This is a genomic window from Vibrio sp. MOR3 (assembly GCF_001557775.1).
In the GTDB taxonomy this organism is placed as follows: Bacteria; Pseudomonadota; Gammaproteobacteria; order Enterobacterales; family Vibrionaceae; genus Vibrio; species Vibrio jasicida.
In genome coordinates this window covers 196,314-222,311 of the sequence record NZ_LNRD01000001.1, presented here as the reverse complement: position 1 = coordinate 222,311, position 25,998 = coordinate 196,314, and the positions used below count along the sequence as shown (strand labels likewise).

At 44.6% G+C, this 25,998-nt stretch carries 25 protein-coding genes; 5 read left to right on the top strand and 20 right to left on the bottom strand.

The features are described 5' to 3' along the window. Nucleotides 1-49 precede the first annotated feature (49 nt). The 9 genes from tdh to ATB76_RS01075 form a co-directional block, all read right to left on the bottom strand. Nucleotides 50-1,081: an L-threonine 3-dehydrogenase gene (tdh, locus tag ATB76_RS01115; RefSeq protein ID WP_061034428.1), complete on the bottom strand. Its 1,032-nt coding sequence runs from the start codon at nt 1,079-1,081 to the stop codon at nt 50-52. A 204-nt stretch (nt 1,082-1,285) separates the two neighbouring features. After that, nucleotides 1,286-2,479 (bottom strand): glycine C-acetyltransferase, encoded by a 1,194-nt coding sequence (locus ATB76_RS01110; protein ID WP_061034427.1) that lies wholly within the window; start codon nt 2,477-2,479, stop codon nt 1,286-1,288. A 212-nt stretch (nt 2,480-2,691) separates the two neighbouring features. Next, the gene (locus tag ATB76_RS01105) at nt 2,692-5,019 is read right to left on the bottom strand and encodes an EAL domain-containing protein (RefSeq protein WP_038868426.1); all 2,328 of its coding nucleotides are present in this window, start codon (nt 5,017-5,019) and stop codon (nt 2,692-2,694) included. Next, entirely contained in the window at nt 5,016-5,948 is a 933-nt protein-coding gene (locus ATB76_RS01100) for a transporter substrate-binding domain-containing protein (RefSeq protein WP_038868423.1), read from the bottom strand. The genes ATB76_RS01105 and ATB76_RS01100 overlap by 4 nt, the downstream gene beginning before the upstream one ends. 63 nt (nt 5,949-6,011) lie before the next feature. Further along, a complete protein-coding gene (locus ATB76_RS01095) occupies nt 6,012-7,418 on the bottom strand; it encodes an aminotransferase class V-fold PLP-dependent enzyme (RefSeq protein WP_039975774.1) in 1,407 nt (468 codons plus the stop codon). 491 nt (nt 7,419-7,909) lie between these two features. Continuing rightward, nucleotides 7,910-9,304 carry a HAMP domain-containing sensor histidine kinase gene (locus ATB76_RS01090; RefSeq protein ID WP_061034426.1) on the bottom strand — a complete coding sequence of 465 codons (1,395 nt, stop codon included), beginning with the start codon at nt 9,302-9,304 and terminating at the stop codon, nt 7,910-7,912. Between the two features lie 43 nt (nt 9,305-9,347). Beyond that, a complete protein-coding gene (locus tag ATB76_RS01085; protein WP_061034425.1) occupies nt 9,348-10,079 on the bottom strand; it encodes a response regulator transcription factor in 732 nt (243 codons plus the stop codon). Nucleotides 10,080-10,225: 146 nt separating this feature from the next. After that, nucleotides 10,226-10,921, bottom strand: coding sequence for a spondin domain-containing protein (locus ATB76_RS01080; RefSeq protein WP_042601219.1), 696 nt, complete (start codon nt 10,919-10,921; stop codon nt 10,226-10,228). A 9-nt stretch (nt 10,922-10,930) separates the two neighbouring features. Next, nucleotides 10,931-11,614, bottom strand: coding sequence for a spondin domain-containing protein (locus tag ATB76_RS01075; RefSeq protein ID WP_005384002.1), 684 nt, complete (start codon nt 11,612-11,614; stop codon nt 10,931-10,933). 279 nt (nt 11,615-11,893) lie between these two features. Between ATB76_RS01075 and ATB76_RS01070 the strand changes: the two genes are divergently transcribed. The 3 genes from ATB76_RS01070 (at nt 11,894) to ATB76_RS01060 (ending at nt 13,750) form a co-directional block, all read left to right on the top strand. Beyond that, entirely contained in the window at nt 11,894-12,367 is a 474-nt protein-coding gene (locus ATB76_RS01070) for a hypothetical protein (RefSeq protein ID WP_042601220.1), read from the top strand. Between the two features lie 77 nt (nt 12,368-12,444). Continuing rightward, on the top strand, nt 12,445-13,374 hold the full coding sequence (locus ATB76_RS01065) for a LysR family transcriptional regulator (protein ID WP_061034424.1): 930 nt from the start codon (nt 12,445-12,447) through the stop codon (nt 13,372-13,374). Next, on the top strand, nt 13,367-13,750 hold the full coding sequence (locus tag ATB76_RS01060; RefSeq protein ID WP_038876390.1) for a VOC family protein: 384 nt from the start codon (nt 13,367-13,369) through the stop codon (nt 13,748-13,750). Before ATB76_RS01065 ends, ATB76_RS01060 begins: the two co-directional genes overlap by 8 nt. A gap of 51 nt (nt 13,751-13,801) precedes the next feature. On the opposite strand, the gene ATB76_RS01055 is transcribed toward ATB76_RS01060, so the two are convergent. The 5 genes from ATB76_RS01055 to ATB76_RS01035 all read right to left on the bottom strand — a co-directional run bounded on the left by ATB76_RS01055 (nt 13,802) and on the right by ATB76_RS01035 (nt 17,960). Continuing rightward, on the bottom strand, nt 13,802-15,241 hold the full coding sequence (locus ATB76_RS01055; RefSeq protein WP_061034423.1) for a PepSY domain-containing protein: 1,440 nt from the start codon (nt 15,239-15,241) through the stop codon (nt 13,802-13,804). Between the two features lie 415 nt (nt 15,242-15,656). Then, nucleotides 15,657-16,016, bottom strand: coding sequence for a hypothetical protein (locus ATB76_RS01050; RefSeq protein WP_081094880.1), 360 nt, complete (start codon nt 16,014-16,016; stop codon nt 15,657-15,659). A gap of 173 nt (nt 16,017-16,189) precedes the next feature. Next, nucleotides 16,190-16,579: a cytochrome b562 gene (locus tag ATB76_RS01045; protein WP_005436021.1), complete on the bottom strand. Its 390-nt coding sequence runs from the start codon at nt 16,577-16,579 to the stop codon at nt 16,190-16,192. Nucleotides 16,580-16,679: 100 nt separating this feature from the next. Beyond that, on the bottom strand, nt 16,680-17,432 hold the full coding sequence (locus tag ATB76_RS01040; RefSeq protein WP_038876396.1) for a phosphatase: 753 nt from the start codon (nt 17,430-17,432) through the stop codon (nt 16,680-16,682). Nucleotides 17,433-17,519: 87 nt separating this feature from the next. Beyond that, nucleotides 17,520-17,960 (bottom strand): SRPBCC domain-containing protein, encoded by a 441-nt coding sequence (locus ATB76_RS01035; protein WP_038868406.1) that lies wholly within the window; start codon nt 17,958-17,960, stop codon nt 17,520-17,522. Nucleotides 17,961-18,216: 256 nt separating this feature from the next. On the opposite strand from ATB76_RS01035, the gene ATB76_RS01025 reads away from it, so the two are divergent. Both ATB76_RS01025 and ATB76_RS01020 read left to right on the top strand, forming a co-directional pair. Then, the gene (locus ATB76_RS01025) at nt 18,217-18,405 is read left to right on the top strand and encodes a hypothetical protein (RefSeq protein WP_061034421.1); all 189 of its coding nucleotides are present in this window, start codon (nt 18,217-18,219) and stop codon (nt 18,403-18,405) included. 3 nt (nt 18,406-18,408) lie between these two features. After that, nucleotides 18,409-19,116 (top strand): EAL domain-containing protein, encoded by a 708-nt coding sequence (locus tag ATB76_RS01020; protein WP_061034420.1) that lies wholly within the window; start codon nt 18,409-18,411, stop codon nt 19,114-19,116. A gap of 2 nt (nt 19,117-19,118) precedes the next feature. Here the strand turns inward: ATB76_RS01020 and ATB76_RS01015 are convergent, their stop codons facing one another. From ATB76_RS01015 to ATB76_RS00990, 6 genes are read right to left on the bottom strand one after another with little or no spacing between them, the layout of a single operon-like run. Beyond that, complete coding sequence (locus ATB76_RS01015) at nt 19,119-20,090, bottom strand: hypothetical protein (protein ID WP_042601225.1); 972 nt, start codon at nt 20,088-20,090, stop codon at nt 19,119-19,121. Nucleotides 20,091-20,108: 18 nt separating this feature from the next. Continuing rightward, complete coding sequence (locus ATB76_RS01010; protein WP_038868401.1) at nt 20,109-20,840, bottom strand: fimbria/pilus periplasmic chaperone; 732 nt, start codon at nt 20,838-20,840, stop codon at nt 20,109-20,111. After that, complete coding sequence (gene stbD / locus ATB76_RS01005) at nt 20,806-22,155, bottom strand: fimbrial usher protein StbD (protein WP_038868400.1); 1,350 nt, start codon at nt 22,153-22,155, stop codon at nt 20,806-20,808. Before stbD ends, ATB76_RS01010 begins: the two co-directional genes overlap by 35 nt. Nucleotides 22,156-22,157: 2 nt before the next feature. Then, a complete protein-coding gene (locus tag ATB76_RS01000; protein WP_061034419.1) occupies nt 22,158-24,617 on the bottom strand; it encodes a fimbria/pilus outer membrane usher protein in 2,460 nt (819 codons plus the stop codon). Nucleotides 24,618-24,643: 26 nt separating this feature from the next. Beyond that, entirely contained in the window at nt 24,644-25,384 is a 741-nt protein-coding gene (locus tag ATB76_RS00995; RefSeq protein ID WP_042601226.1) for a fimbria/pilus periplasmic chaperone, read from the bottom strand. Nucleotides 25,385-25,442: 58 nt separating this feature from the next. Beyond that, nucleotides 25,443-25,976 carry a fimbrial protein gene (locus tag ATB76_RS00990; protein WP_038868397.1) on the bottom strand — a complete coding sequence of 178 codons (534 nt, stop codon included), beginning with the start codon at nt 25,974-25,976 and terminating at the stop codon, nt 25,443-25,445. Nucleotides 25,977-25,998: the final 22 nt, after the last annotated feature.

Sequence of the window (25,998 nt, the reverse complement as noted above, 5' to 3'; positions counted from 1 at the left end):
GTTTTTATTAATCTTATATCAAGAGGTTTTAGGTTGCTTTATCGCGACCTTATTCCCAACCAAGAATAACCTTGCCTGACATGCCGCTGCGCATTACGTCGAAGCCTTCTTGGAAGTCATCAATCTTGTAGTGGTGCGTGATGATTGGCGATAGATCCAGACCAGATTGGATCAGTGAAGCCATCTTGTACCAAGTTTCGAACATTTCACGGCCGTAGATACCTTTGATCACCAAGCCTTTGAAGATAACTTGGTTCCAGTCGATACCCATGTCTGATGGTGGAATACCTAGTAGTGCAATACGACCACCGTGGTTCATTGTGGTTAGCATTGAGTTGAATGCTGCTGGGTTACCAGACATTTCTAGACCTACGTCGAAGCCTTCTGTCATGCCTAGCTCAGCCATTACGTCTTCTAGCTTCTCTTCAGCAACGTTTACTGCGCGTGTTACGCCCATCTTACGAGCAAGTTCTAGACGGTACTCGTTCACGTCTGTGATCACTACGTGGCGAGCACCAACGTGTTTTGCTACTGCCGCTGCCATGATACCGATTGGGCCAGCACCTGTGATAAGCACGTCTTCGCCCACTAGGTCGAAAGAAAGCGCGGTGTGTACTGCGTTACCAAACGGGTCAAAGATAGACGCTAGATCGTCAGAGATGCCTTCAGGGATCTTGAACGCGTTGAACGCTGGGATCACTAGGTATTCAGCGAACGCACCTTCACGGTTAACGCCCACACCAATCGTGTTACGACACAGGTGAGTACGGCCGCCACGACAGTTACGACAGTGACCACACGTGATGTGACCTTCGCCAGATACGCGGTCACCGATTTCAAAGCCACGAACTTCCTGACCAATCGCAACCACTTCACCCACGTATTCGTGGCCAACAACCATAGGTACTGGAATTGTCTTTTGTGACCATTCGTCCCAGTTGTAGATGTGTACATCTGTACCACAGATAGCGGTTTTCTTAATTTTGATCAGAATGTCGTTATGGCCAACTTCAGGTTTATCAACCTCAGTCATCCAGATGCCTTCTTCAGGCTTTAGCTTTGATAATGCTTTAATTTTCATAGTATTCACCAAACATTGCCCCGCTCTATGCGTGACAAAAAATTCTTTCATCTAATGCGTTTAAAGAAGAAATAAAGGCTTTGCCCATGAGCCGACTCAGAAGAGTTGGGAAAGCCTTTTTATCTTTAAACGTAAGCGCTTTTCTTCTTCTAATCTAACCCCTCCCCTCAGTTTTAGGAGGAGGCTAGGAAGAGGAAACGAAACTTAGATGATGCCCATGTCCTTACCAACTTGGATGAACGCGTCGATTGCACGGTCTAGTTGCTCACGAGAGTGCGCTGCAGACATTTGAGTACGGATACGCGCTTGACCTTTTGGTACAACAGGGAATGAGAAGCCGATTACGTAGATGCCTTTCTCTAGAGCGCGCTCTGCGAATTCTGCTGCTACTTTTGCGTCACCAAGCATGATTGGAATGATTGCGTGGTCAGCACCACCCATTGTGAAACCAGCGTCTTCCATACGAGTACGGAAGTGTGCTGCGTTTTCCCATAGACGGTCACGTAGGTCACCGCTCTCTTCTAGTAGGTCTAGAACACGGATAGAAGCGCTTACGATTGCAGGTGCAACAGAGTTAGAGAATAGGTATGGACGAGAACGCTGACGTAGCCAATCAATTACTTCCGCTTTACCAGACGTGTAACCGCCTGAAGCGCCGCCCATTGCTTTACCTAGCGTACCAGTGATGATGTCGATACGGTCAACCACGTTGTGGTGCTCGTGCGTACCTGCACCTGTTTTCCCCATGAAGCCAACAGCGTGAGAGTCATCAACCATCGTCAATGCGCCGTACTTCTCTGCGAGGTCACAGATAGACGGTAGGTTTGCTACTACACCGTCCATTGAGAACACGCCGTCCGTTACGATAAGAATGTGGCGAGCGCCTGCTTCTTTCGCAGCGATCAGTTGTTGCTCTAGCTCTTCCATGTTGTTGTTCGAGTAGCGGAAACGCATCGCTTTACATAGACGAACACCATCGATGATTGACGCGTGGTTTAGAGCATCAGAAATGATTGCGTCCTCTTTACCTAGGATAGTTTCAAATAGGCCCGCGTTTGCGTCGAAACATGACGTGTAAAGAATCGTGTCTTCTTTACCTAGGAACTTAGAAAGCTTCTGCTCAAGCTCTTTGTGGATGTCTTGAGTACCGCAGATGAAACGTACTGAAGCCATACCAAAGCCGTGGTCATCCATGCCTGCTTTACCTGCCTCGATAAGCGCTGGGTGGTTAGCTAGGCCAAGGTAGTTGTTCGCACAGAAGTTAAGCACTTCTTCACCGCTAGAGATTTTAACCGCCGCTTGCTGTTGAGACGTGATGATACGCTCTGCTTTGTAAAGGCCTTCCGCCTTTACTTCTTCAATTTGCTGTTCAATCTGTTGGTAAAATGCAGAAGACATTCGCAATTCCTTCCTGTTTATAGTGTCGAGTTTTTACTCGATTAGAATTAGGTTGAGCCTTTATGTGACGGGCATCACAGGCAATTACTTATCAATTAAGTGTAGTGTAATTCAAGGAAGGAAAAACGATTATCCCTCAAGGTGGAAAAGCATTAATGAATCCGAGGCACGAATCCAGTTAATGCTTTTCTATGAGGTTGTAATGAAAGGGATTATAGCCAAGTCGGCTTAGCTAAAAGTGCTTCAAAGTCCTTAGCGGGTAATGGTCGGCTATAGTGGAAACCTTGTCCGAACTCACAGTTTAGGTTTTTCAGGTAATCCACATGGCGTTGTTCTTCGATGCCTTCTGCAACGATCTTAAGGTTGAGCGCTTTCGCCATCGCAATAATCACGTTCACAAGCTCACGGTCGGACTCATTCTCAAACATATTCTGCAAGAAGCTGCGGTCGATCTTAAGGCGATCAAACGGGAACTTCTGTAAGTAACTTAATGCGGAATAACCGGTACCAAAATCATCAATGGTGAGCTTCGCGCCCAGAGTTCGTAAGTTATCTAGCATCTCCATCAGGTCGCTGCTGTGGTTAAACAACAAGCTCTCTGTCACCTCTACATCGAACAATTCTGGAGACAACCCCGACTCTTCTATGTGCTGCTTGATCTGTTCGAAAAGTCGATCACAGTATCTAAACTGCACACTTGAGAAGTTTACCGACACAAACAGAGGTGTAACGTCCTGCCATTTTGCCGCTTGTTGGCACGCTTGACGAATGGCAAACTCACCCAGTTGATGAATCAAACCATTCTTCTCAGCAATCGAGATAAACTCTTCTGGATTCACAAAACCAAACTTCTCGTCATTCCAACGCATCAGGGCTTCTGCTCCAACAATCGCCCCGCTGTCGAGATCAATGATTGGTTGATAATAAAGCTCTAACAAATCGTGAGAAATAGCATGACGTAAGCGACTTTCCAAGTCTAAGAAACGCTGCAAATCTTGGTTCATGTTGTGGTCATAGAAGCAGAATGCATTACGGCCGTCTTGCTTCACACGGTACATCGCCATATCAGCACAAGCGAGTAGCTGCTCTGAATTATCGCCATCTTCTGGATAAACAGACATACCTACGCTAGCGGACAAGAAGAATTCATGATTTTGCCAAACAAACGGCTCGTTAAACACAGACAATACAGTTGCGGCAAAGCGCTTAGCACTGTCGGCATTGTCTAAGTCTGGAATCACCAATAGGAACTCATCGCCGCCAATTCGTGCCAACAAATCGGTTTTCCGCACCGCCTGATGAAGCCGCTCAGCACTCAGTTTGAGGATCTCATCACCAACAAAGTGTCCCATCGAATCATTGATTTGTTTGAAATGGTCAAGGTCGATGAACATCACCAGTACACTAGAGCCTGTGCGTTCAGCGCGTGACAGCTCTAAACCAAGGCGTTCAGAACCATAAACTCGATTTGGTAAACCGGTTAATGCATCGTGCTTGGCTTGGTAAGCCAACTCCATTTCTGACGATTTACGACGCTCTATCTCACTGGTTAAACGTTGGTTTTGCTGAGATAAGAAGTCTTTGCGCTTCTTCTCTTCTTCCAGTTTGATCTTCAGCTCAACACGTGTGTTATTAAGGTTGAACGCATACAACAAGCCAAACACAATCAAAATTGCGAGGATACTTAATCCGGAAATAAATATTCGAGACGTGTAGATATCGCGTTCGCTAAGTGACTCAAACCAAGCCATCAATTTAAAGTGATGGTGCTCGATTGGCACTTCGAAATAGATCTTCTCTTTTAGCTCTTGAGCCAGTGCTTCAGGCTCAGTGATGTTTTCCTGTTCCAACTTACGGCTGATAGAATCCCATACTTCCATTTCCACATTATTGATCTTCAGCACCATGCGACTGTAACTGTCTTCATGCTCCTGATTAGTCAATTGGGAAATGACTACCTTCTCGTTGATATCCGCAATCAAATAGCCGACAGGTTTGCCTGAGAACATGACTTGCTTTATCACCTGGATAAGTACTTTGCCATCTTCACGCACCGCTCTGACTTCTTCACTGTGGTCGTGATCATTCAATAAACGCGAAGTATCAACACGATGATCGGACTTTTGACCTGTTGTGATAATGGTCGAGCCATCAAGACCTATCAAAGTTAACTGATTGTAGATCAATTGATTATTGACGATTTTGGTTTCAGATTTCTCTTGCAGTTTACGTTTTAGATTGATCAAACTTGCGCCTAAACCATACTCCATCGACATGCCTGAAGCGAGGTTGGCAAAGAAGGTTTGTACCGTTTTATCGGTCGATAAATGGTCTATATCTTCACTGGCAATCGTAAATAAATTATCAAGGGTACCTGCATAACTTTTCACCTTTAGATCGAGTTCTCGATGCTGTGATTCTTTTAGTTTATGTTGACCTAAACTGGTGACCGTAATAATCATCGCCAAATAGAGCGACACCAATATCGCACTGACTGTGATGATCTTCTGACTTGATATTTTTTTTACAGACTTTCTCATATATCTTTCTTACTATCTTCTAAAAAGTAGTCATTATAAAAATAGTAAATAGACGGGTAGTATTTCTCGACCAAGGCTTGGTACGTCCCATCTTGCTTAATTGAATTTAAGTATTGGTTAAACGCGGTTTTTAATTCAGGAGAGTCCTTACGGAAGGCAACCGCCATTTTTTGGTTTTCTGATACTGGGCCAATGACTTTGATTTCCCCCGGCCACTTTTCAAGTGCAATCAATGTATCTGCAACATCAAGCAACGTACTTTCCGCATCGTTTTTCATTATGGCAGGCACCATTTCGTTCAATCGGCGCTGACCATCCGGCAAAATCACTTTTGCGCCGGTGTCATAGAGGTTATACAAGTTCGGGTCGAGACAAGAATGCTCCATCGCTAAGACTTCACGGCCTTTAATGAGTGACTTCACCATTGAAATATCGTCATCAATAGAACCTGTTGGCTTAATCGGAGTTAATGAAGAGTCAGTGCGTGCTACTAGCCAGACTGCGGATGGGAAATAGTCCTCCGAGAAATCAACAATTTGTGCTCGCCAATCAAGAATCGTGACGCCGTTAGCGATCAAATCGCCTTCAATCGCCATCTTTTCACCAACCATCAATTGCGCATCTTTGTATTCAACTTGCTGCCCAGTCAGTTTACCAACCACATTGTTCCATTGGGCTGGGACGTATTGGTAACGTACGCCAAGCGATTTAGCAAATCCCTTGATGATATCGACATCCAACCCCGTCAATGTTTGCATTTCACCTTGATCGATGTAGGAAACAAAGTTGGCATAAGGCACACCAATATGGCGTAACACGCCACTGTCCTTAATGTCTTGCAGATCGCCAGCAAAGGTCTGAATCGGTAGCAGCGTGACCATCCCTATCGCAAGAGTGGTCATGGTTTGCTTAATTGTTTTCACTGACATGATGAATATCCTTCTCTTTCACAAAGCGCCCAATTAAGGGCGCTTTGATACTTAACAACAGCGTTAGAACGAGTAGTACAGGTCTGCAATCGCTTCGATTAACCCTTCTACATCTCTCTCATCGTGGAACAAGTGAGTAGAGATACGCAGCGCATGCGTTTCAAACGAATCGTCTTTGTACAACTTGAAGCTTGTCGTACGAATGATGTAACCATAGTCCTCGCGAAGACGATCACGGAACAATGTTAGTCGTTCCTCATCCGTCACATCATCAAACGGGTTAAAGGTCGTCAGACCGCTGGTTAGTCCTTCCACGTTTGGTGAGTACATCTTCGCATAAGGTAACGCTTCACTAAGCAGCGTTTTACATTGGTCACTCAATTCTAAAATGCGTGCTTCAATTCGGTCACGACCAATTTCATCCCACATTTTACAACTATCAGCAAGTGCTTGTTTTGACGGATAGTTATCGTTACCAATGTATTGCATTTGTAGCTGTTTGCCTAGGTAATCAGCATGAGAAAGCGATGAGTTGATCAACCACAATGGATTTTCACGATCGCTCCAGTACTCATTTAAACGGTTACCGTTATCACGTACATACAAGATACCTGTCGCACCTGGACCACACTGCCACTTATGGCCAGATCCTGCATAGAAATCACAATCCATATCGTGAAAATCTAGGTCGAACATACCAACAGTGTGCGCGCCGTCAACTAACGTTGGGATGCGGTGTTGCTTTGCTAAAGAACAGATAGCTTTAGCAGGGAGAGTCGTACCGGTTTTGTAGGTAATATGAGAGAACACAATAAGGCGCACATTGTGGTGGGTTTCAATCGCATCGCGGAAGGCTTGAATGTAATCTTCTTCCGTGACGTTTTCTGTACCAGTGAAAACCGGAAGCTGAATTTCTACCACGTCCACACCAAAGCGATGTTTTGCCACGTTCATTGGTGACGTTGCAGCAACGTGTTCATGGTGAGTCGTTAGAATGACATCACCTGGCTCAAAATGCAGGCCATTGATGATAGAACATAAGCCATCGGTGGTGTTGCGGCTTAGAATGATTTCATCTGGGTTAGCACCAAAGCCCGGCGCAACTTGCGTCACCATTTCAGAAACATGAGGCCAAGCACCAAACTTGTCTTTCATGTCCCACGGGTACTTAGCAACGATTTTATTGTTGTCTTCGTACCCTTCTAAAACATGTTTTGGCATCGAACCTGTCGTGCCGATATTCATGTAAGTCGTTCGTTTATCCAATACGAACTGCTTTTGTACTTTACGCCAGAAGCGTTTGTCGTTTTTTCTACCTAGTCCGTTGTTGCTCCAATCAATTTTCGGTTCTTTTGCTTGAACTGTACCGGAAAATGCGGAAGCACTGACGCCAGCCACAACTGCACCAGTTGCACCTTTTAAGAAATTGCGGCGGCTGCGATTAGTCTGAATAGATTCCTTGTCGCTCATCTTTTCGATCCTTGTCGGAAGTTTAGCCATATTATTAATTATGAATCCGTAACTATCTGTTACTAAACCATTATTACCTCATCACCCGATAGTTTAGATCTTTCAGCTGCCATTAAGTGACTTTAGTTCCACTTTTTCATTTCATATGATGATATAAGCAACAATTTAACCCCTTTACAATAAACAACTATGAGCATAATAAAATATTCATTGAAACACTTATCACAAACATAAAAGATGGCGCATTTTATAATCTTTGAATCGCGCAAAAATAAACGTTGTAATATTTTCATCACAATTTGGGCGCCAAGGTTAATATTTAAATTGAATACGTTAAATCTGTAACAAATTCAGGTTCATTCATTACAATTATTAAAGTGCCATCCAAATAACAAATCAATTGAATCATTGTCCGAGAAATAAATAAGGCCACTATGCACGCCAAAAGATAGCAGGATAAAGAAGGTCGATGAAAGTAAGGCGCTTTTAAGCTAAGCGCCCGAAGACGGAAGTGATACGGCTCGCAAGGTAAATCGCTGTTGGTACTGAGAAGGGGTAACACTGGTTTCTAGGTAACTATGGTGCAGCATCAAAATAGACTGCACAATCTTCGTGCCGATGCCCAAAGAGCCACCTTCAGCATTCTTTTCGATATGGTTAATGAAGGTAAAATGAATTCGAGTCTTATCTTCACTCAAATGTGCTTGGCAATGCACTGCTGAACCAATTGGGCTGTGACGGAGTGCATTCTCCAATAAGTTAAGCACTAAACGCTCTAGCAACCCTTTATCGCCGACAGTTTCAATCTTATCTTCCACTTCAACTTTGAGTTCTACCGTTTTTCGTGAAAACTGGCTTTGCATTGTCTCAGCACATTCGGCCATTAAAGCGCTAAGCTCGACAGGGCAATATTCATAATTCGGCATTGGCGCTTCTTTTCTTGCCGCATCAAGTAACGAATGCAATTGGGTAGAGAGCTTCTCACAATTTCGGAAAGCGACGTCAATCAAAGGATCGGATTCCGGATGTTGCAAGCGCCACGTTTCCAAATAACCAAGCACGCTCGATAACGGCGTTTTCAGATCATGACTCAGTTGCAACAAGCTTTGACGACGATGAGACGATTGATACTCCAACTGTAAAAACTGCTGCTGAATGTGCTTCGCCATCATCTGATAAGAGTGCGCAATCGGTACGAGCTCTGGCACTTGGCGAGTAAAATCAGGTTGTAGGCGGAAGTCATGCTCGGCTTGTTGTTCAAGTTGATTGGTTACGCGCTCAATGGGATTCAGTAAGCTGCGTTTTACCAGCACATAAGCCCCAAGAGCAAAGCCTAAAATGGAAACTAAGACCAATCCTGCCAGCGCGATGTAAGGGGTATCGACTTGAGCATTGGCAATGGCGTCATGTCGGGTACTGCCAATCACCACATAGAGATAACCGACCGTAGAGCCTAATTCCTCTATCGCCGCGACAGAAAAGACTTTGTACTCACCACGATTGCGTGGGTCTTCACCCAAAATAGGAAAGGGTTGGTCATTTAAGAATTGCTTAATGGGATTGAGATCCACCGCTCCCATGATCTCCGCCCCTTCTGGTGCTGCATGAGTGGTGATGTTACCTTGGCTATCGAGGAAGTAGATTTCAAAATCAGGGCCGATCTGCATGAGCGTATGAAAGATCGACTTGAGCGCTTTAGGGTTGTAATCCGTCCCGATCATCAGCGGATTGTCGTCACGCATGTGGCTAGCTAGATCTTTATGCAGGCTTTGCTTAGTACGTAACTCAATGGTTTCTTTTTGCCAATTGTAAGTCAGTGCAATCACCACCGCTGCGAGGCAGAACCACAAGCTAGTAAATACCACTAAGCGAGATTTGAAGCTCATCCTATCGCCTCCTTAAACAGCACTGATGACTGAAAGAGAAAAGTTATTGTCGTGGCTGAAACTTGTACCCCACGCCCCAGACCGTTTGAATAAAGTGATGCTCAGAGTCAGACAAAGACAACTTACTGCGTAGGCGATTTACGGTGCTACACACAGTGTGGTGATAACCAGAATGACTGGTGTTCCATACGTGATCGAGCAATTCATCTTTACTGTAGACTCTACCCGGACGAGTCGCGAGAAACTGCAGCAAAGTAAACTCCGTCGCGGTAAGAGTGACGTCTTTGTCGTTTAGGGATACTTGGTGCAACTCCGGAATAATTCTCAGCGGACCAAAATCCATCGCATCATCGAGGACTTCATTTGCTACTTTGGCTTCTACGGTTTGGCTGACTCTGCGTAGCACATTTCGCACTCGTGCTTGAAATTCTAATACGCTAAATGGCTTAGTGATGTAATCATCAACGCCTGCTTCTAAACCGTCAACCTTATCCATTTCACCGTCTCTGGCTGTCAGCATAAGCACTGGGCTCCAATCTTGTTGCTGACGCAAATAATGGCAGATATCTAGGCCATCACCATCTGGTAAACCTCGATCAAGGATCAATAAATCAAAGGGTTGTTGCTGATATTGCGCTTTCGCATCAGCGACATTTGTGGCTCGCGACACTTGGTGTCCTTGAAACTTGAGATGCATCTGAACCAGTTCTGCCAAATCATCGTCATCTTCCACCAACAAGATGTTCGCGACTAAATTGATTGCCTGTTGTTCCATGGTCCTTTCCTTGCCTTCGAGTATCCTCACTTTGCACATGACCGGAACAAATTAGAAATTCTTTCAAAAAAGGTTCCGATGACGCTATGAGGGATAAAGCGCTCGGCTACAAGCGCTTTGGAAAGGAGACGTCATCGGAGCCTGTGTTACTCGACTCGAGTGATGGTGACTTTCGCACCTGGGTTCAAGAAACGATGGTTCGCAGAGAGTGCTGAGTTTGCTAATCCATCATCTTGGCTAATAACACCCGCATGGAAGGCAACAACGTCACTGCTGTCATTACGAGCGGCATTGAAACCCTCACCGCCACCTGCTGGGCCCGGAATGGTTGCGGCAAGCTCATCGTTTAGCTCTGTACCCGAATCCCAAACGTTCATGCTCATTTCATAGCTTTCACCCACTGCGAGCGATTTGAGCGATAGCCCCGTTTCGCCAACAAAGGCATCGTTGGTATTCACGAACATAGACGCCACAGACAAGTAACCGTAACGACTAGGGTCAACCGTGATGGTGACTTCGTCCGATGCGCCAGGCAACACCAATCCATTACCCGAAATACCTTGATAGACACTGTCATTGCTGTTCATCAATTCAATCAGCTCGGCGTTACTACCGCCTTCGGCAAGATGCTCAAGTTCAACAGATGCCGCTTGGCCAATTTCAAACAGTTGGTAGTCACCATTGTGAGTGAGTACCGCAAGCGGAGACATAGGTTGATTCGCAGTCAAGTTCGCCACGTTGACGGTGTAACGGTACGATTTCACTACGTCATTATCATCATCGCTTGGACAACCGGCGAGCAAGCCGACTGAAGCTGCTACTAGTAAGATTCTGTATTTCATACATCCCCCTTACTTCACAACGATTGTGATGGTTGCGACTGGGTTTAACCAACGATGGCTGCTGCTGTCTAGGTCACTGATGCCGCCGGTTGGGTCGCTATCACCAAGGTTACCCGGATGCACGTGAACTTTGTCGTTAGTTACCGTTGCTTCAACGCCTGTGCCGCCAGTACCAAAGGTAATGAAAGGTGGGTTTGGCATGCTAGACGCAAGTTCATCGTTCGCTTCTGTACCGGCATCGTAGCTTCTTAGCGTTGCTCGGTATGTACCCGCTTCCGTTGGAATCTTCCAGCTATCTAGACCGACGAAACCGTCATTGGTTGGCAGCAGCATCGCGCTCAAAGAAAGATAACCGTGGTCGCCACTGTCCAAGGTGAAGGTGGTTGCAACTCCCGGATTCAAAATGCCACCAGCAGGATTCTCAACCACCGCACCACCAGCGTTACCAATCACACTAGCAAGACCAGAGATATCACCGCCTTCTGCCATTGCTTCTAGTTCTGGTGTTGCTGCTTGACCCGTTCTGAACATTTGAAGGTCAGAGCCATGTGCAGCAACAATAAGAGGCGTAAAGTAGATGCCTTTGGTTGCGTTTGTCACGGTGATTTCCAATTCCGCCGCATTCACTGATGCAGAGCCTAGTGCCATAGCGACTGAAGTCATGACGAGTCCGAGTTGGGTACGTTTTTTCATTGTGATTCCATCCTTTAATGAGGGTTGAACTACCCAAGCCCATGTGTACTTCTTTGTTCGTGACTTGAGTAGGTTAAGCATTACGTTTCGAACGTTTTGCGTTCTTGCCTCTAAGAATGAAGAGTAAATCTATCAGCAACTTCATCGAATTCTCATAAAATTCTCACAAGTTCTGTTCGAATTCTGTCAGCAGCGATTTTTACTGTTAATCAGCTATTTACACTGCGTGTGCTCCCCTCCTACAATGCGGTATTCTCTGTTTAAATCACGATTCTCACCATGATTGATAACGTTCTGTCTGCCTACTATGGCGAAATCTACGGCATCGCTTTTTTCAACCACTACTTGAGCCATTACGCCCAAAGTGAACAACAAACGCTGTGGCAAACCTTGATTGAAGTGGAAGAGCTCACCGCAGAAAAGCTCAAACCTGTACTGCTAACAGATGGCATGGATATCGAAAGTCGACACCAAGAGATGCTGGATAAAGGCTTAGCAGATGCAACCAAGTGGATTGGTTTACCATGGCAAGAGTTGGTGACGACTCTTCTGAAGTGGGTAGAACCTTATGAGGTCAAGTATCGAGAGTGGCATGAAGAAGTGAGAGCTTCACAGCAGTATTCAATCGCTGAACGAGAAGCTATCGAGTTGATCGCAGACCACGAAACGGCCATTTATCACTGTTGGCAGCAATACCATACTGGTGAATCTGGCTTGCCTGCACTCAATGCATTTTTGGCAAAATATCGTTAAAGCGAGACGGTGACACTTGAACCTCGTGAAACCGTACCAGACAATATCGTTATTCCGCTGCGCAGAACTGAACAATTATGGTTAATCCAAAACTCATTGCCCTACTTCCTGATCTTGCTTCGTTTATCTTGGTGGTAAACGAAGGCAGTTTTACCGCTGCTGCTAAACAACTCGGCGTAACGCCATCGGCTTTAAGTAAGTTGATCACACGGTTGGAACAAGCCCTCTCGGTCAAACTGTTTGAGCGCACGACTCGTAAGTTGATCATCACTCAAGCTGGGCAAAAGGTTTACGACCAAAGCATCGCAATGGTGAATGCCGCGCAGCAAGCCGTTGAGCTATCTGCGGAAGATCATGCTGAGCCCACTGGAGCTCTCACAGTGGCGGCTCCCGAAGCCTTTCTTAATTCCGTGCTTCAGCCATTTGTGCTGCCATTTCTAGACCGCTACCCAAATATACAGCTCAAACTGCGTGCTGCCGATGGTGAGATTGATCTGTTTCGCCAAGGCATCGATGTTGCGTTTAAGCTCACCGACAAGCCCGATGAGAATCTGGTACTCAAAGAGATCAGCAAGACCAATCTGGTGTTGTGTGCTTCTCCAGATTACCTCGCCAAGCACGGTATGCCAGCTCACCCAACCGAGCTTGAACAGCACGACTGTATTTACCTTGCAGAAAACGACAAAGACAACATCTGGTCGTTCTTTAAAGAAGAAGCGTTCCATTCGATTGCTGTGAGTGGCCGTTATGCCGTCAACCACTCTCAAATGCGCTTGAACGGGGTTAAGTCTGGCTTGGGAATTGGGATCTTCCATGACTTCGTGATCAAAGACGCGTTAGAGCAAGGTGAAGTGGTGGAGGTGCTACCGGATTGGATGATCAAGAGTAACTACCACGGTGCTATCGCGATGCAGTATGCACAAACCAAATACATGCCTGCTCGTCTGCGCGTGTTTATCGACTTCGTTAAGGAGCATTTAGTCTCCGAGGAGGCTAACCATGTTTAATGCCATTCATCACGTCGCGATCATTTGCAGCGATTATTTCAGGTCAAAACGCTTTTACACTGAAGTGTTGGGATTGAAAGTCATTGCTGAAAACTATCGTGAAACCAGAGACTCCTACAAGCTTGACCTCGCTTTACCTGACGGCAGCCAAGTGGAACTGTTTAGCTTTCCGGGCGCACCAGAGAGACCGAGCTTTCCTGAAGCACAAGGGCTACGACATCTCGCGTTTTTGGTTGATGATGTTGAACAAGTGAAAGCCTACCTAGAATCGAATGACGTTGAAGTTGAGCCAATTCGTATTGACGAATTCACAGGCAAAGCCTTTACCTTCTTCCAAGATCCAGATGGCTTGCCGCTAGAGATTTACCAGAAATAAAAAGAGCCAGTACGTCCCTGGCTCTTTTACTATTCCATTCTTTGTCTGTTACTAATTCAACGCCGTTTTCAGCTTCTCAACGCGGTTGAACAACAGCCAATCCAGTGCGAGAACGGTAACAATCGCCAAACCGCCCATCGGGAACGCCAGACACAATATCACCAACGTTACTAAGCCAAGCTTCCAAATACCGTCTTGCTGAAACTTAGATGGCGCACCCAATGCAGCACTGCGACTAGGACGACGAATCCACCACATCACCACGCCTGTGATTGAGATTAAGATGAGCGCCAAACAGAACACTACGTTGAGCACTTTGTTAAGCACACTGACATCACCTTGATGCAGTGACACACCTGCCGCCATGAACTTGGCAAACAAACTGTAATCTTGCCACGTTACATCCACCAACAAGCGACCGGAATATTGGTCAAAGTGACTGGTGCGATCTTGCCTCGGGTCGGAAATATCGCCGCCCATAGAGTTAGCTGCAACGGTATAAACGCCCGTCTCAGAACGTGGCAAAAACAGCTTATAGCCAGTAAAGCCCATCATTTCAGCCTTGAGGATGATATCATCAATAGAGAGCGCATCATGGCTGCCTGCATATGCCACCTCTTCCTTCATATTGGCATGATCATGAGCAGGCTTATCTTTCGATTCTGGCACAGCAGCAAGCTCTAAGTTCCATGGCATTTCTTCTGAAGCACCGTGGTTAAGATCTTTGTGTGTCAGTGTGGATTCCGGTTTCTCACCCCATGTGTAATAGGTTGGGAAGGTATTCCAAGCTTGCACCATTTTCGCGCCCCAGATCCCTGCCCACGACAAACCTGAAATCAAAAAGAACAACAAAACAATCGACAGCACACCACCTAAATTCGCATGCAGGTCACGCATCAAAATTCGAGGGCCATTGTTAAGGCGAATTTTCAAAAAGCCGGCGCGGCTGGCGTTGTCTCTCGGTAACCAAAGGAACAAACCAGACACCAACAGCAAAATCCCCAGACTTGCGGCGATTTCAATTAAACGGTCGCCTAGGTCGCCGATGAGCAACGTGCCGTGAATGCTGTTCATCAGTTCATAGATACTATCACTACGGTTAATGGTGCCTTGTACGTCTCCTGTGTAAGGATTTACTGCAACAATCAGCGAGCTGCCTTCTTGGTTTTGAATCGAGAATCGGTTGGCAATATCGGCCGTTTTAGCAGGTACAAATTGAGTGACATTAAAATCGGGATACGCCTGCTTTACGGTTTCCAATTGTGCAGAGACAGGAACCATTTGCTCTTGTGGTGAAACTTGTAATGTCGCTTCGTATCGAGCCAGTTCGATTTCATCATCAAACAACATCACCAACCCCGTGAGGGAAAGAATGAGCATAAATGGAATGACGAACAAACCTGCGTAAAAGTGCCATCGCCACGTCATAAAGTAGATGGATTTTGCGCGTGAGGCTTCCTTGAGTTGAGGCTTTGCCGAGTTTCTCAACATGTGTATTTTCCTTTTTTCATTGTTGAACACCCAAATTCAGCCAAACGCATCCTGCACATACGCATTCGTATGCGGCGCTATTTGACTTAGATTCGGGAGTACCACTGCTCGAAGTGGCAGTGTTGCTGACTATATACCCAAGTGACTTCAAGATGCTGGATTCAGAGCGTTGTCATTGATTCGAGTGCAAAGAAAACAACGCTGTGTAATAGACAACTCTTTCCAAGTTGTTTGAAGCAGCAATCGGAGCAATGACACGCTCCCGAAGGGCGAGTTGCCTTGGCTTGTATACTTTGTTGTCGATATCTTGATTTAGACCCACTAGACCTTTAAATCGCCGCCGCGTCTACAAACCAAGTCATTCTCGCTGAACCAAGCATCTCGAGGTTACTTGGGTATCGTGTAATGGTTTTTGTTATGAGAAAAGAGAAACTGGCGGCGCTCGAGGAACTGGTGTTTCAAATCGCACACTTAGAGCCAAAAAAGCGTAGCTGTCAGAAATCACCAAGCTCTGTCTTGAAAGTATCGGTGTCGTTGGAAGTGTATCGTGATGAAAAGTCGAGAAGTGGCTAAACGGACAAGGCTTACCTTTGTGGCTGACAAAGTTGTCACCCTCTTCTATTTGAACCAATTCAAAACCGTTAAGCGTACATAGCGTCGCCCACACGCCCATGCTGTTACCATGAGCATTGATAACAGGCATCAGCGTCACTAGCACCCAACTGAGAGCACTAGCAAATAACATCGAGCGGTAAAAAGGAATTAATCTACGCATAACGGTGACTTAACAAATTTCACACAGCGTAACCAATTCTGAGTGGTAGCTCAAAAACAGGATCAATAAGTGGCTGCTACCTCACAGGTTTTCTTGAATACCTCGATTGACAGGCACAAAAAAGCCCGCCGAAGTGGCAGGCTGATGGTCATTTCTTCAAGTTGGATAAACGGTTAGCTAAACAGTTTGCTCCAGATACTTGGGTTGCGTTTGTCGTGGTACTCTTCACGAAGGCTATCGATTTCACGCAGTTGGTCTTTCGCTTCTTCTAGCTTGCCTGCATCAAGATCCGCTTCAATCTTATCAAGCGTTACCGTCAGCTTGTTAAAGCCTTCTAAGTAGATATCGAACTTCTCTGGTGGGTAATTACCACGCTTAGATTGTTCAACGATCGCTTGCAAACTATCAATCGCAGATTTCATGGTTTCAACATCAGACGCTTCTGCCGCCTGTTTGAATTCCATCTTCATCTGCTTCATGTTTTGTTTTAAGTCGACGGCTTCTGCCATTGCGTACGTTGAGCCTAACGCAATGACACACCCCAACACTAAAGGACGTAACATCTTCACTTCTCCATTGAATGCCGAATTCTGAGCCGGCTTTTTAATGCCAGCAGTGTAAAGCAATCCCTTAACACTTGCATAACCAAAAATGTAATCAAGTTTATGCGTTGCGAATCTCGTCATACTCTGCAATTGGCGTGCGGCCACGCAGCTCTAAGAAGGCTAAGAATTGTTGTGCTGAGTGCGTAATAACTTTACCACTATCGATGCCGACTCTATCCATTAACTCACCCACCAAGCTCAGGTTACCCACATCGTGGCAGAAGTGCGCATCACTGCCTGTGGTGAAGAAGACACCGAGCTCTTTACCGATTTGGGCAATCTCATGGCAACGGTCTACGCTGCCAACACGGCTGTTACCTTTCAATGTGGTGTTATTGATTTCAATCGCGACATTGTGCTCTTTAGCGCACTTCAGTACAGCTTCAAAATCGAAGTCAAAGTTGGGGTTACCTAAATGGCCTAGCGCATCAACGCGACCGTTTTTGATGATGTTCAACAGAGCTTCAGTGTGCGTAGCACTATCTGCTGGGCGGAACACTGGCTCATGAAAGCTAGCAATCACCCAATCCAAGTTGCGATCAACGCTATCTGGAATATCGATGTCACCCTTGGTGTTCATGATGTTAGATTCAACACCGCGAATAATGGCAACGCCTTCAAGAAAGCGAGGCAGAATTTTCTGGTTAGAGAAGAACCAGTAATGAGGCGCACCCGGCATTGATTCCGCGTGGTCGGTCGTGCAGAACATATCCAGCCCGTTCTCTTTTGCCGATTTAGCGTTTTCAATCAACGTACTATAAGCGTGGCCACTGGCGTACGTGTGCGTGTGGGTATCAACCTTAAATTCCATCATCAACTCTCTTGGTGCGCAAATTGGCGGCTATTGTATACCCACATGTCAGTGATCGTCAGCCCAATATTGGGACGAAATCTAATCTTATTCCTCACAGATCGTTTTAATCAGCGGCAATGCTTTCTCCCAACCATGATTGAACATCGACACAAAATCACTATGGGTAGAAATGGTGATACTGAGCAACAAGCGATCTTGCAGCACATCGATCTGGTAGATCTCCCGTGATCCGATCCACTTAGAAGCCAAGTCAGCGTCTAATTGCTGCCTATTGTCTGGGTTGAAGATGGCAACATGATGAAACTCAAGTTTATGCAGTGGCAAAACAGTGTCCACTACTGCCCGAGTCCCCCCCATGTCTGGGTCGTAAAAGGTAATATCCCCTCCCTCTTCCCAGTCGCCATCAAATTGAGATTGCGGTGAAAAAGCTTGTGCCCATCGTTTGTACAATTCGATATCCGTCAGCACGCTCCATACGCGCTGCGGCGTGGCTGCAATCTCGACGTGATAATTTAAAGTCAGCATGTTCTCTCCCTTAGCTACTTTCTTGACGCTAGTTCATCCTGATTAAAAATCAAACAATTCGGTTGTAACCAGAAGAAGAATTGCGAAGCCCGACATCAATGGGGCAAGTTCGCATGCAAAGGAGCCACGAAGGCGACATTTAGCAGTCGCTGCATAATAAATACAACTCTGCCAACTCAATATTTGGTGCTTTTCATTAAACTTCGCCATATGGATCGAGATAGAAACAAAGCGAAGCACTAACAACGGACAAAACATGAACGGCTTAAAAAACGGTGAATTTCAATATATAAAACAATGCATTAATGAAATGAAGCCGGAGCAGTTGCGGGAAATTAAAGGCTTTATCGAGTTTAGAAGGAAAGAACTGGTTGATGAAGAGCCTCTTATCTCTGATGAAGAGATGGAGTTTATCACCATCATGTTCAAGAAAATGGAAAAATAAAACATGTGTTTTCTAATTGAAGATTACTTAAACAAAAGCAACGGTATAAGTCTTATCGATATCAATTATAAATTACAAGAAATCGTTGATATTAAAGGTAATAACTTGGGCTTCGAAGTGCTAATTGATCCCAAAACTCTATCTAAACAAGCAACGGACGAGGTATACTCTAGGGAGATCAAATATCCTCATATGAGTCGTGCGTTAGTTGCAAGGCTAGATCGTTACATCAATCGTTACTCTGATGATTTTAAAGGAAAACATCTATTCATTAACCTAGAGCGCAGTAATCTTTGTGACAAATATCTGCTGTGCGATATCGTCATTCTCAAGAAGAGCTTAGAGGAGCTAAAAGCTAACTTAGTTGTAGAAATTACAGAAAGAAATTCATGTAAAAGCTGTTCTGAGATAAGAAAAGGATTTGAGTTTCTACAAAAACAGAAGGTTATGTTAGCAGCTGACGACTACGACTTAGATTCTGATTTTCGAGAAAAAGAACTTTTATCTGGCTTTTATCAGTTTCTTAAAGTGGAACACTCTAATGAAGCAGACCATTACAGTAAGGTGATTGAGTTAAGTAAAAAGACGCGCACAAAATTAATAATTGAGCGCGTCGAAACTCAGGTAGAGCAAATGCAGATTATCGAGAATAGTATCCAAGCTTGGGGGCTACAAGGCTTCTTGTACAAAACGCTTGCCGTGAGCTTATAAGCCTAAACCGGACAAGATTTTGACTGGGTGGAGCAAAACTGACGCAAGTTACAAAGGTTGCAGACGTTAGAATCACACTCTTGTAAACACTGCAGCTTTTTTTTAATCTTTGGAGTCAAAATGGGGTTGGAAATGGAACGAATAATATCGAACTTAACCAAATACAAGCCCACCTTCTGGCTACTATCTGTAGGCGGGTAATACTTTACCTCTTTTGCATTAAATACTTTCTTTGCAAACTCAAGAATCGGATATCCAGCAATAAAGATATAGACGTAATCCTTTGTCTTATAAAGATAAAGTAAGTAATAACAAATAGCTTGAATTACTAATTCAAAGAAGTGAGTAGAGTTCATCGCGTGTCCTAACTTAACCAGGCAACTTTGCTTCAACTCATTTTCAGGGATACTAATGAATGAAGGTAGATTGTTCAGCTTCTCTAAGTTCAAAATTCCAGCCCAATGACCAACAATATAGTCTTGTTTATTCTGCAATAAAATACATTTGTACTTAATATCCGTTTTCATCGCGTACAAGTCCCCAACAAAACCTTCAATGGCAGAAACATTGCTATAAAAATCTTTAAAAACCTCAAGGTGTTCGTAATAGGTTTGTGAACGAATTTCACTTCGAATAGACTCTGGCACTTTAAAGTAAGAGAGTGCTGTTAAAGAAAAATCAAACGCTTTTATTAAACTCGCCAACACTGAGGAATGTCGCGCAGGCTTCTTGTGTTCGTCTTCATCTAAATTAAGAATTATCTCAACCAAGTCGGCATCTAAACATCGTGCGATATAAAACTGCTTATACAAGGGTGGGATCACTTTGCCGTTTAACCATCGACTTAAGGTGATGACATCTAGCCCTTTAAACTCCTCATAATGGGCTTGCTGCAATAGTGCGATAAGTTCTTTCCTCGTGATTGATTTTTCTTTTAACCAAATAGCTAACTCCCTTTCAAAGTTGTAACTCACAAATCCACCACTTAAATGCTAATTAACTAAGGTACTTTTATAGTTTGTTGTATTTCCGTCATCTCCAATGATGTCGAACTGTATTTGTTGTGTATTTAGGCGTTGACCTAGCGGTAAGGTGACGCTCGAAAAAGGTGCAATAGTGATTCTTTCATGGGTATCGTCACCCACTTTTATCGATAAAAAATTTGCAAACCAAGGCAGCGGATTCACCACCTTCAAACCTTCTCCTGCGCGCACAAAACGCAGTTGTGAATACGCATTTTTTCCTGGGGCTTCGATACCTTTTGGACGAACAAGCACCTTTAAACGAAGTCTCAAAGGCAACATAATCTGCTGAGCATTGGCAGTGATTGCCTCTTCGGATACCTGCGTCACTTGAAAGATATTTAACCAAAGTAAGTTTTCACGATCCTCAAAATCTAAATCAGCTCGATTCAGTAACAAACGTACTGATCGCACTTCTCCCCGCGCCATTTTAAAAATAGGAGGGATAACGAATAATGGTGTCTCCTCATCCGATGGAGAAACAGTGAGGTCACCTTTGTCCGACCATAATTGAAGAAGTACGTTATCCTCACCAGAATTCGCGAGGGTAAAGTCACTTTCTAAGTCATTGGCATTGATGACAATACGAGTTCGATCTATATCGACAGCAGCATGAACAGAAGACATCGAAAAAACCAAAACAATACTGAGAAGTAACCAAGTGAACTTATTGAAAGCTGACAATGATTTGCGCTTGGGCATACACAGTTCCTGCTGTAACAGTTTCACCACTGAGTTTTTCTAGAGAAGCCGTAAAGTGACCTCGGTAGGATTCAGAAGATGCATTGGATGATTCCAATTGTGTGACCTCTTTAAAGCCATACCATCCGCCAGCATTACCCGTTCCAGTCGTACGACTAGGCAACAGATTCATTGGAGACCCAGAGTTATCGTATATTCTGATCCCGACCCCCTGAGCTACGCCTGGATTGCCGTATTCATTGCTTAACAAATACGTTAAACCGCCCGCAGATGTTTTTAGCCCAAGTTGCTCAGCTTTACTGACTGCGTTGGCAGAGTTCACCAATAAGCCGATCGCAATCGGACGTGTCGCTGTCAGGCTGGTACTTGTGTTAGATGTGGTGCCAGATGCAGCATTAAGTTCACACAGTAAACCGATGCTAAACGCCAACCTTGATGATTCACCACTATTTAGCGCATCGACAGTCATCGTAGGGAAGAGTACGTGCGGTGTGTAATCTGAAACTTGACAAAACGCACCACGAATAAACGTAAGCTGATTCGCCCACCCCCATGCCCCCGGATAATCTCCATACCATCCACTGTAACAACCGCCACCATGGTCACAGCCGACAGTCAAGCCAGAACTTCGACCGCCACCTTTAAATGCAATATAACCATGTACACCGTTACGAGTGGGAGAAAAACGACCATAGTTCAACCCGTAATTACCCGCCCCGCTGGTTACTTTGATGACTTCTACGCTGACATCACTGAACACTCCTGCGTGTACATAGATGTAATTGCTGTCTTGAAACATGCCATCAGGGTTAAGCTTTCTCGCTTTCCAATAGCGGGAATAGTACTCACCTGTTGCAAGATTAGTCAGACGAAAGGCGGCATAACGATAGTCAGAATAGTATGCTCCTGAAATGCTCGGAACTTCATTTCGTCCAGCATAGTTGTCGTCTCCGTTTGTTGAGTAATACTCCCAAAGATCGTTTTTATCGGTTAAGTCGCAGCGAAATAAAACCTGCTTATCGCCATAAGGCGTTCGGTTTGCTGAGCCTAAAAACGAAGCCGTTGAAGTCGCAATAACGCTGCCATCCGGCTGAAAAAGACTGCCACTGTTGATATTAATTACCCCAGGTAAACCATAGTTTCCAAAGTACCCATCTGCAGCACCAGTAAAGTTATTGTTTACATAATAACCAGCATTGATTGCCTCGCTTGATAAATAACCTTGGTTCGTTGTGTTCAACTTTGTACAGGTAGCAAAAGCAGACATGCTCACAAACCAGATAGATAGGCAAAGGCTCCATATTGAATATTTCATAATTACCTCATCATGCAGGTTTGTTCGGTTAAGAGAAGTACTCGGTCCGATTTCGGCGGGGTATAGTTGATGCTGCATTCATTCCCTGCCCCCCAACGTAAAATCACTTCATTATTGGTCTCTTTTAGTCGGGCGTACACCTGACCAGCTTGCCCAACCATGCCGATCTTTATCCCTTGCTGATCAAAAGCATCTGCGCCCATTGGAGGAATCCCCCCTTTATCGAGCACGGTATTGATCAGCACTGCTTTTCCCTTCAACGTTTCAAACTTCACTTTTACGACGGCACCAGAATACGGCACGACTTTCCGACTACCGGTTTTAATTTCCGCACCAGTACTTAACCCATTATTTTTCAAGGACACATCGGTATAACGATAAGGAATCAACGAAGGCAATAACGCGTAGCCAGAGTCATCGATTCTTGCACCTTGTCCATTCATTACATTGGCACCTTTCGCACCTTTCGCTTCAATTAAAGCAAATGAATCATTGGTATAAGGACCTAGGGTGACACCGCCATCGTGCACAAGCATCGTTCCTGAAATACCCGCTGAAACACGGTTGTAATCATCGCCATTTGCAGAAGAAAGCGAAACGCCACCATAAGGAGTTCTAGTGTACAAACTTCCTCCGTAAGTGTTGCTATTCCCTTCTCGCCCCCCGTAGGCAGAATAAGAAACTGGCGCATCTTTACCGAGCGTCCCCGATACATTGGCCGTCGCTGATTCACTCGATTTACTATGGGTATAGTTAAACCCAAACGTCGACCAACGGTCATAGAAGTCGAACGGAAGTGACACACTCAATGCTACGGTATTTTCATAATCACCTTCGCCAAACTCTTCGTGATAAAACTGACGTCCTACGCTGATATTGTAAGACACATTTCTCCAATGATTATTGTAGGTAGCTTGGTAATCGATACTCTCTTCACCATCGTAATAATCCACTAGAGAACCACTAACGTTAACCGTACCGTATTTCTCCAATGATTGGCTCAAAGACAAAGTAAGACGGTTTCTTTGATTGAGTGTTTGAGACTGATATTCATCGCTATTGTTTTTTCGCTGTTTTCTCAAGCCCAAAACGTCTTCCAACTCTTTGTAGTTTTCTGAAGAATAACGGTAGGCGAGCAATGAAAAGTTGGTGCCAGTATCAAACGAGCGGCCATAGTTCATCTCGACTTGCCACCCACGTTGGTATTCTTCTTCCTCATACACACGCGCAAATGAATAGATGCTGTTCATGCCAAATGCACCGATTGGCGTCGCAACGACACCACCAGCCAGATACGCTTGATAATCTTTCCCCATACGCAAACCATAGTTAAGCGTGATCCGGTTGTTTACACCTTGCTGGATAGAGCCTTCAGCAAACCAATTGCTAACGTCTTCATACCCTCTAACATCACCGAGAACCGTGTTATAGATGATTTGTCCAGGGCGTACGGAGAGAGGCACCGAGGAGTAAGGTACGTTGAAAGAACTTACGCTACCGTCAGCTTCTTGAATGACCACCTCTAACTCACCATCACTTTTGGTATCGTTCAAATCACTGATAACAAAAGGGCCGGGTGGTACGTCGGTTTCTTTTATGATTTTGCCTTGCTGTTTAATCACTACATGAGCATAAGTGGCAGCGACACCACGAACTTCCGGTGCATAACCCAACTGGCTTTGCGGCCACATGCGCTGATCCGTTGATAACTTAATACCGATGTATGACAAGCTGCCAAAAATGGAGCCATTGGTATACGACTCGCCAAGCAACAATGAACTGTGGATTGAAGAAATAGGACGCTGAACGTACGTATTCAACGAGGTATATTCTGTCTCATTGTCCAAATAGCGAAAGTAACCATCGTGACGAAATTGCCACAAGCCCAGATTCATCCCAACTTTTAAGTTGCTGTAAAGGTAATCACTGTCTTCTGCGTGTTTGTACTCATTGTGGTAGTAATTTGTGTTGTGACGCACAAACAAAGCCGTCATACCCTCATCCCATTTTTCAGGGTCAATGTAACCACGAGGTTTACTTTCCATCGCCGCTTGTGGGATATCCAAATTCATTTGAAAGCTTGATTCGTTATACTTCCACTTCACCATTGGTGCAACGTCAGACAAAAGCTGACAACCAAGATTTGCTTTCGCTTTGTCATCTAGCTTAAGCCCGATCAATTTGAGTTGTTGGGCAGAAAAACAAGGCTCCTTGCGCTCAGTTCTTTTATTCATGCGAGCAGCAACAACGCTCCCTTGGAGAACCATTTCACCATTGACATACAAATCAACTAAGTGCCCATCATCAAACGAGTACCCATTTAGTGTATCGCCAGATAACATGTGCTTTTGAATATCTACATCACCGTGGAATAGTGAAGGATCAAAAGCGAGCTCTTCCGCTACAGTAGACATTGCAGCAACAAGCGAAAAAATAAAATACGAACGTTTGCCGAACAACATATTACTCACCAAAGCTAACTTAACATTTAAAACTGAATGGAATAACGCTTAGGTATTAATGCCCCTTGGTCACTGATTGTTGTTATTAAAAAATCGGCTTTATCACCTTTTTTAATTTTTAAATTTTTGAACGTAAAATCTTGATATGAATTTGGTAATATCATTTTAGCTTCAGATAACCACTTTTCTCCTAGATGTTCTATAAAAACATTTCCAGACAAAGATACATGCAGCGGCTGCTTATTAATAAGCCTAACTTTTGCGATTCCATTTTGATAATTTATGAGCTGAACTTGAAAGTCTTTTTTCCAATTTCTATTGTAATTAATTACTTTTTTTGGCCTGTAGAACAACTTCACTTTGTGCTTTACTGTTACCACAATTTTATTGCTGCTTGCTGCCACTTCAGCGATGGCGGCATTAGACGGAATTTGTAAGAAGTTAAAGTAAAAAACTGACTCTTGATCTTGGGGAAGTGTTTTTTCTACCCCTTTGATTATCCTTAGCGTTTGACCCCGTTGTGGCTCAATTTTCGCCAATGGTGGCAACACAACAAATGGCACATCATTTTGTGTCGCTTTGGACCCATCTTCGTTCTCAAACCAAGATTGAACCATAAAGACATTTTTGCTTTTGTTCTTTAGGTAAACGTTAACGAAGGGTTCACCTTCAGGGTAAATAATTCGGCTTCCCGTCATGACAATATTGGCATGGGCAGCGAAGCCGAAAATTAACGTGATAAAGACAACAAAAAATCGCAAAAACATTATCACCTCGTTATTTGGCTTGGTTAGAGAGAGGGGTAATCCTCTCTCCCAACACTGATTATTGGTAAGAAACCGCGTATTGAAGTGACGCGTTCACCGTACCTGCCGTCGCAGCACCTGTTGCGTAATACTGTGCTTTGTACGTCGCACTGTTTGCTTGTTCACCGGAGGCAAGTGCGAGGTCATTGCTACCTTTAAAGCCGCCTTTAAGGTCAATCGTAGAGCCAGTTGTGTCTAAAATTTGCAGTTCTACATTCGTCGCACTGCCCGTATTCCCGAGGTTACCGTTGCCTGTTACTTGGTTGCCGACAAACACCGTTGAAATGTTTGGCACACCTGCAGCGTTACCAGTACAGCCAGAGATCGAGACCTCAAATTCCGTTGCACCAGCAGTGTCACCACTGCTTGCTAGCGCTGACTTTGGCACGGTTTCCAAAAGCACAACTGGAGAAGCATTTTCACCATTAACTGAAACTGTACATGTTTCATCTGTTACCTCACCTTGGAAAGTGATGGTATTGGCAGATGCAGCAAGTACAGAAGAAGTAAATAAACATGAACCTACGATCACAACCAATTTATTGATCTTCATAATAAATACTTTCCTTAATCCT

Bases quoted from the DNA above. Each gene is read 5' to 3' on its own strand.
- ATB76_RS01025 (WP_061034421.1), top strand. From the start codon at position 18,217: ATGAACGGCTTAAAAAACGGTGAATTTCAATATATAAAACAATGCATT.
- stbD (WP_038868400.1), bottom strand. From the start codon at position 22,155: ATGAAATATTCAATATGGAGCCTTTGCCTATCTATCTGGTTTGTGAGC.
- ATB76_RS01060 (WP_038876390.1), top strand. From the start codon at position 13,367: ATGTTTAATGCCATTCATCACGTCGCGATCATTTGCAGCGATTATTTC.
- ATB76_RS01035 (WP_038868406.1), bottom strand. From the start codon at position 17,960: ATGCTGACTTTAAATTATCACGTCGAGATTGCAGCCACGCCGCAGCGC.
- ATB76_RS01000 (WP_061034419.1), bottom strand. From the start codon at position 24,617: ATGTTGTTCGGCAAACGTTCGTATTTTATTTTTTCGCTTGTTGCTGCA.
- ATB76_RS00990 (WP_038868397.1), bottom strand. From the start codon at position 25,976: ATGAAGATCAATAAATTGGTTGTGATCGTAGGTTCATGTTTATTTACT.
- ATB76_RS01085 (WP_061034425.1), bottom strand. From the start codon at position 10,079: ATGGAACAACAGGCAATCAATTTAGTCGCGAACATCTTGTTGGTGGAA.
- ATB76_RS01110 (WP_061034427.1), bottom strand. From the start codon at position 2,479: ATGTCTTCTGCATTTTACCAACAGATTGAACAGCAAATTGAAGAAGTA.
- ATB76_RS01045 (WP_005436021.1), bottom strand. From the start codon at position 16,579: ATGTTACGTCCTTTAGTGTTGGGGTGTGTCATTGCGTTAGGCTCAACG.
- ATB76_RS01020 (WP_061034420.1), top strand. From the start codon at position 18,409: ATGTGTTTTCTAATTGAAGATTACTTAAACAAAAGCAACGGTATAAGT.
- ATB76_RS01090 (WP_061034426.1), bottom strand. From the start codon at position 9,304: ATGAGCTTCAAATCTCGCTTAGTGGTATTTACTAGCTTGTGGTTCTGC.
- ATB76_RS01010 (WP_038868401.1), bottom strand. From the start codon at position 20,840: ATGCCCAAGCGCAAATCATTGTCAGCTTTCAATAAGTTCACTTGGTTA.
- ATB76_RS01100 (WP_038868423.1), bottom strand. From the start codon at position 5,948: ATGTCAGTGAAAACAATTAAGCAAACCATGACCACTCTTGCGATAGGG.
- ATB76_RS01055 (WP_061034423.1), bottom strand. From the start codon at position 15,241: ATGTTGAGAAACTCGGCAAAGCCTCAACTCAAGGAAGCCTCACGCGCA.
- ATB76_RS00995 (WP_042601226.1), bottom strand. From the start codon at position 25,384: ATGTTTTTGCGATTTTTTGTTGTCTTTATCACGTTAATTTTCGGCTTC.
- ATB76_RS01065 (WP_061034424.1), top strand. From the start codon at position 12,445: ATGGTTAATCCAAAACTCATTGCCCTACTTCCTGATCTTGCTTCGTTT.
- ATB76_RS01050 (WP_081094880.1), bottom strand. From the start codon at position 16,016: ATGCGTAGATTAATTCCTTTTTACCGCTCGATGTTATTTGCTAGTGCT.
- ATB76_RS01070 (WP_042601220.1), top strand. From the start codon at position 11,894: ATGATTGATAACGTTCTGTCTGCCTACTATGGCGAAATCTACGGCATC.
- ATB76_RS01105 (WP_038868426.1), bottom strand. From the start codon at position 5,019: ATGAGAAAGTCTGTAAAAAAAATATCAAGTCAGAAGATCATCACAGTC.
- ATB76_RS01080 (WP_042601219.1), bottom strand. From the start codon at position 10,921: ATGAAATACAGAATCTTACTAGTAGCAGCTTCAGTCGGCTTGCTCGCC.
- ATB76_RS01040 (WP_038876396.1), bottom strand. From the start codon at position 17,432: ATGGAATTTAAGGTTGATACCCACACGCACACGTACGCCAGTGGCCAC.
- ATB76_RS01075 (WP_005384002.1), bottom strand. From the start codon at position 11,614: ATGAAAAAACGTACCCAACTCGGACTCGTCATGACTTCAGTCGCTATG.
- tdh (WP_061034428.1), bottom strand. From the start codon at position 1,081: ATGAAAATTAAAGCATTATCAAAGCTAAAGCCTGAAGAAGGCATCTGG.
- ATB76_RS01095 (WP_039975774.1), bottom strand. From the start codon at position 7,418: ATGAGCGACAAGGAATCTATTCAGACTAATCGCAGCCGCCGCAATTTC.